This window comes from Streptomyces sp. NPDC023573 (assembly GCF_055559735.1).
This window is the reverse complement of the sequence record NZ_JBVHKB010000032.1, coordinates 1-5061: the sequence shown is the minus strand read 5'-3', so window position 1 is coordinate 5061 and position 5061 is coordinate 1. Positions and strand designations below refer to the sequence as shown.

The following is a 5061-nucleotide window of genomic DNA, read 5'->3' as shown; positions in this document are numbered from 1 at the left end:
GCGACGAGCGTTCACCCCTCGTCCAACGACCACCAACCCCGGCAGTCACAAAATCATCCCGAACTACCAACTACATAGATCAGATGCCCTCTTAGTCTTATTCCATCCAGGTTTTCCACCGCATCTGTGATGGTTCGCAGAATCCGGCATCTACAGCTTGGCTGTGTGAAATTTTTCCCATGTAGAAGCAGTCTGGGTAGATCGGCTGCATGGCATACCAGCCGCCGGCCGTCAGCAGGACAAGTGTCAGTGCGGCAGCGGGGTGTCTCCATGTGGGAGGTCCCGAGAGCGGGCGAATCATGGTTTGATCATATGGCTCGCTGTGAAGTGTCAATGCTCTGGCGGGCGGAGACCCCGGCCCCTTCCGGATCGGTTGGTTCCCCTAGGCACTGTTTCTCGGATCTCCTGACCTGAGTGGGGTGTTGGGGGCAGGCTGGCTTCATGGGCCGTGGGGATCTGACGAATGCGGAGTGGGATCGGCTGGTGTCGTTCTTGCCTCCTGGTGGTGCGCGTGGAGGTCGGTGGAGCGATCACCGCCGGGTGATCAACGGGGTCCTCTACAGGGTGCGGACTGGTGTGCAGTGGCGGGACCTGCCGGAGCGGTTCGGGCCGTGGGAGACGGTCTATAAACGGCATCGCCGCTGGTCAGCTGATGGAACCTGGAAGATGCTGCTGTCTCGCATCCAGGCGGCCGAGGACGCCGAGGGCGGGATTGACTGGGACGTGTCGGTGGACTCGACAGCGGTGCGGGCCCACCAGCACGCTGCCAGCGCGAGGAAAGCGCCGCCTGCCGCGATGCCTCAAAAGGGGACCGCCGGGGGGACGAACCAGGTCGATCCGGTACTGCAGAAACTGGCCCTCCGTCTGGAGGAGGTGGTCAGATCGGCGAATGCCTGGGACGTTTCCGCGGCGGATTCACCACCAAGATCCACCTCGCCGCCGACGGACGATGCCGCCCCCCCTCGCCTTCGTCCTGACACCCGGACACTACGGTGACGGACCCCAGTTCGAGCGGGTACTCGAGCAGGTCTCCGTACCCCGCACCCGAGTCGGCCGGCCCCGCACCAGGCCCGACCATGTCCTGGCAGACAAGGCATACACGTCCCGCCAGAACCGCCGCTACCTGCGACGACGCGGGATCCGGCACACCATCCCCGAACGTCTCGACCAGCAGAAACACCGCAAGAATCGAGGCTCCCGAGGCGGCCGGCCCACCGGATTCGACAGCGAACGCTACAAGAAACGCAACACCGTCGAACGCACCATCAACCGCCTCAAAGGCTTCCGCGCCGTCGCCACCCGCTACGAGAAACGCGCCTACATCTACCTCGGCACCGTCACACTCGCAGCCCTCGCTATCTGGCTCCGAACATGATCCGAGAAACAGTGCCTAGGGCCTGTCCGATGGGTCGTGGTCGGCGTGAGTAAAGATGGCGCCCATGGCCACGGAACCCGTGCAGATCCCTATCGATCAGCTTCGTCGTGCTTTGGACGTGGCTCTTCGGCACATTGAAGCGTCAGCCGGACCCACCTTGACACTCAGGGAAGACCTCTTCTGGTCTGTCTCAGCCGACGAGCTGTACAGCGTTGGCGCCGAACCCCAGGTCCTCACGATTGGGCAGCTTTCGGAGTCGTGGCAGCACGTTGAGGATCTGCTTGCTCACGAGGATCGGGCCGTGGGTTATCACTTGGTGTGGCTCGCCGACGTGATCCGGGCGATCGGCCAGGAAACTCCCTAACAGGGCTGCTGACGCGTCACGAGCGGAGCCACAGGCGGAGCGGGGCAACGGTCACCGTTCCGTGGAAGACGTAGGCACGCTTATCGAAACGGGTGGCAACGGCCCGGAAGCATGAGCTCTCACGGGCTCGTCCACTTCGACGCTCACTTCCGCAACATCCTGACCGACGGACGACTGCTCTACTTCGCGGACTTCGGACTTGCCCTGAGCTCTGGCTTCCAACTCGCAGCGGCTGAGGTTGAGTTTCTCTCCCAGCATCTCGCCTACGACCGCTGCTACACCCCGAGCCACCTACTCCGTCACCACTTGCCAGACGGTATACGCGTCAACACGGAACACGAAGCGTTCCTGCGTGCATGGATCACGGGCCGAAAGCCTGATGGCGTCACACCAGAGATCACCACGATCATCGAACGGCACGCTCGGGCTGCCATCGTCCTGGACGGGTTTCACCGCCGCCTTCTCACGGAGAGCAAGCGGACGCCATTTCCGGCCTCCGAAATCGAGCGGACCCTGAGCGCTGCGGCTCTGCCGCCGCGCTGAAGACCCACGTGTGAGATCGGGCGTCAGGCGGTCTCCGGACCTGCCGTGTGCCGGGTGCCGAGGCGGCGCCGCAGTTCGAGGTTCTCGCCCCTGCTTCGAGAGCTTGCCGCAGGGCCTGGACCTCGTCGCGGTGCCGCTGCTTGAGCTCGGCGAGCTGGGCGGTGAGGGTGCGCACGCCGCTGCTGGGAGAGTCGTCTGGCAGCTGCCCGGTCGGCCGTGGTGGGTGGCGGGCAGCCGCTTCACCCCGGCCCGCACCCGCTTCCCGCCGCAACCAGCGCCTTCGACTCGCCGAGCAGCGACAGGAACGGCCGCACCGTGTTGTACCGAGTGGCCAGCGCCGCCCGCACGGCGACCACTGCCGAGTCCTCGTCCTGCGGCACCAGCGAGACCACCAGCGCCGCCACGCTCATCACCACCGCCCCCGGGGCGACCTCCTCCCCGCCCGCCACAGCGCGGCCGCGTCCAGATCCGCGTCGTGACTCTCGACCAGCTCCAGTTCTCCGAACAGCACCTTCGCCGCCCGCACCAGGGTCCGCGACGCCTTCTTCAGCTGCGGCAGCATCGAAAGCCGCTCCTTGTCCGTCGCCCGCTTCGCCGTGCTGATCAGCCTCGTCGCCATCAGCACCGAGAACAGGTCCAGTGCCTCATCGATCGCCTTGGCCTCAAGGTGACGCATCACTGCGGTGAGCATCGCCATGCGCCGATCTGCGACGGCGCGGCGCTGACCATCACGGTCTGCGCCTCGGACGCTGGCAGCGCACCCGGTGCGGGTGGCAACGGTGCCCAGGCCGCGCCTGCCGGAGTTTCGGGCGGGCCGTCCGGGTCCTCGAAGCCGCCGTGTACGTACACCCGTGAGCGAGTGGCCTGGGACATCGGCCTCGCAGTCATTGCCCCGGGGCGTCGCCAAGTGGCGGTGCTGGCCGCGACGGACACCGACTGAAGAACCCTGATCCACGCTGTCGTCCCTGGTCAACGTCTGGTCAGACTGCTCCCGCTGCACGTTACTGCCACTGACATCCACACAAGCAGTCAGCTCAGCAGGTTCCACGCCTGGCCGAGTGAGCAGGCGGAGGCCGTGGCCGCGCCTGTCGACTCCTCATCGGTTTCGGCGGTCTCGGAACCGCAGCCGGCGAGGACCACCAGGGCCGCGCCGAGCACGACCGCCCATATTCCCCGCTGCCACATGTCCTGCCCCCCGTCCGCCGAAGAATCGCAGCCCTGTCCCGTATCTCTGAGCGGCCGTGTGTGAGGGGCCGACATCGCTGCATGATCGAGTGAATGGGGGAGTGTGGCTGTCGTACTGCGACGGTCAGCAGGGTCCAGATCACGGTGCCCTAAACCTCGACCACATGGTCCCGCTCGCCGTAGCCGGGAGCTCCGGCGCCTCGGCCTGGGCGGCTGCTCGGCATGGGGCCCACACGAATGATCCAGCTGCGGCGACGCCGCTGGTCGTGGCGGCGCTCGTACGAACCGTCAGAAGTCCGACCGGTCGGCCGAGTAGCTGCCATCGACATCGGAGGGTGCATCGCCGGTATGTGGGGAAGTGAGCGTGCACCACTCTGCGGTGGCAGCTGACCGCGGACGCCGCTGAGCTTGAGGCACTGAAGGTATTCGCTGGGAGTCCTCTGCCGGGCGAGCATGGTCTCCTGCAACTGCGCCTTGTAGCGGTGCCTTCCCGGGGGAACGAGGGCCTGCCCGTTTCGTGTTTACCTTGGCGACCGTTCTGCGCTCGACGCCGCTTGTACCAGGAGCGGGGCACCCGGGGCAGGCGAAGTGGCCGGTGCCGTGGAGGCGCATACGTGTCGGCTTTCGTACCCGAGCCGGGGTCTGCTGCCTGCCATGGCGGCAGGAGTCGCCGCGGCGGTGCGTACCAGCATCTTGAATGGTCAGAGTTCCGCTGCGAGCAGGGTTAGACGCATGAGAGCTGCGATGGCGAGGGCGGCAGGGATGGCATGCCACCATTTCCGGAGCCATCCGGCCTTGACGAAGACCATCGTGAGTAGCGCCATGCAGGCGGAGGAGACCAGTCCGATGGTCCCGGCGACCTTGGAGTTGGTGACGGCTTGATGGTCCCAAGGACCATCGGGTTCGACCAGGTAGGCGGTGAGCACGACGTAGCCGGTTACCAGGGTCACCACGGTCAGAACAGTGGCGCATACACCGGTCCCCAGTCGCCCAGCGGCCCGAGAGCGCTCCTCGTACGTTCTGGTGGATGCACCAGCGTCTTGGTTCACTTCAGCGCCTCCGTCGCGTCGTCCAGTTTCCGGTCGAAGCCTCGACCATATGCCTGGGCGGCCGGGTCCTCGTAGTAGGGACCGCCGTTGTAGCGGGCGGCCAGTTCCTGCATTTGCGCCCGGGTCATCTGTTCCGGAGGGATGTCGGCGAAGCCGCTCTCTGCCTTGAGCTGGGCGAGGTACTCCGCAGCGATGAAGATGTTCTTGGCGGGATCCTTGATCGAATCTACGACCACGCTGCGTTGCATGTCGGTGAGATTGCCTGGGTCGTAACCAAGGACCTCAGCCGCACGACGGACCTGGATAGCCATAGGCCCCATGGACGTCTGGTCCGGGTCGCCGGGAAGAATCTTCCGTCCTTCGAGCCTGCGGTAGCAGATGAGGGTGCAGGCGATGCTGGTGAACGCGAGGAAGTGGTCGGCTTTGCGTTCGTAGCGTCGGTAAAGGCGCCGGCAGCCGGCGAGCCAGGCCATGGTGCGTTCCACGGTCCAGCGATGGCGGCCCAGCCGTTGCGAGGACTCGACTCCCTTGCGGGCGATGCGGTG

The 5061-nt window shown here is 65.6% G+C and carries 4 protein-coding genes and 4 pseudogenes; 4 read left to right on the top strand and 4 right to left on the bottom strand.

The features are described 5' to 3' along the window. The first annotated feature begins 441 nt into the window (after positions 1-441). From ACZ32T_RS37215 to ACZ32T_RS37205, 3 genes and pseudogenes are all read left to right on the top strand, one after another. Positions 442-1375, top strand: a pseudogene (locus ACZ32T_RS37215) (IS5 family transposase). Between the two features lie 64 nt (positions 1376-1439). After that, entirely contained in the window at positions 1440-1739 is a 300-nt protein-coding gene (locus tag ACZ32T_RS37210; RefSeq protein ID WP_467371980.1) for a hypothetical protein, read from the top strand. A 111-nt stretch (positions 1740-1850) separates the two neighbouring features. Further along, positions 1851-2282, top strand: a pseudogene (locus ACZ32T_RS37205) (protein kinase family protein); the annotation flags it as partial. Positions 2283-2486: 204 nt separating this feature from the next. Here ACZ32T_RS37205 and ACZ32T_RS37200 read toward each other — a convergent pair. Then, positions 2487-2982 (bottom strand): annotated as a pseudogene (locus ACZ32T_RS37200) (Tn3 family transposase); the annotation flags it as partial. Here ACZ32T_RS37200 and ACZ32T_RS37195 point away from each other — a divergent pair. Then, on the top strand, positions 2950-3222 hold the full coding sequence (locus ACZ32T_RS37195; RefSeq protein WP_467371982.1) for a DUF6183 family protein: 273 nt from the start codon (positions 2950-2952) through the stop codon (positions 3220-3222). The pseudogene ACZ32T_RS37200 and the gene ACZ32T_RS37195 sit on opposite strands and share 33 nt — an antisense overlap. A gap of 89 nt (positions 3223-3311) precedes the next feature. On the opposite strand, the gene ACZ32T_RS37190 is transcribed toward ACZ32T_RS37195, so the two are convergent. From ACZ32T_RS37190 to ACZ32T_RS37180, 3 genes and pseudogenes are all read right to left on the bottom strand, one after another. After that, complete coding sequence (locus ACZ32T_RS37190) at positions 3312-3467, bottom strand: hypothetical protein (RefSeq protein WP_467273303.1); 156 nt, start codon at positions 3465-3467, stop codon at positions 3312-3314. 701 nt (positions 3468-4168) lie between these two features. Further along, positions 4169-4420 (bottom strand): hypothetical protein, encoded by a 252-nt coding sequence (locus ACZ32T_RS37185; protein WP_467371977.1) that lies wholly within the window; start codon positions 4418-4420, stop codon positions 4169-4171. Between the two features lie 464 nt (positions 4421-4884). Continuing rightward, a pseudogene (locus ACZ32T_RS37180) lies at positions 4885-5061 on the bottom strand (transposase); the annotation flags it as partial.

Coding starts and splice junctions, on each gene's coding strand:
- ACZ32T_RS37210 (WP_467371980.1), top strand. CDS start 1,440: ATGGCCACGGAACCCGTGCAGATCCCTATCGATCAGCTTCGTCGTGCT.
- ACZ32T_RS37190 (WP_467273303.1), bottom strand. CDS start 3,467: ATGTGGCAGCGGGGAATATGGGCGGTCGTGCTCGGCGCGGCCCTGGTG.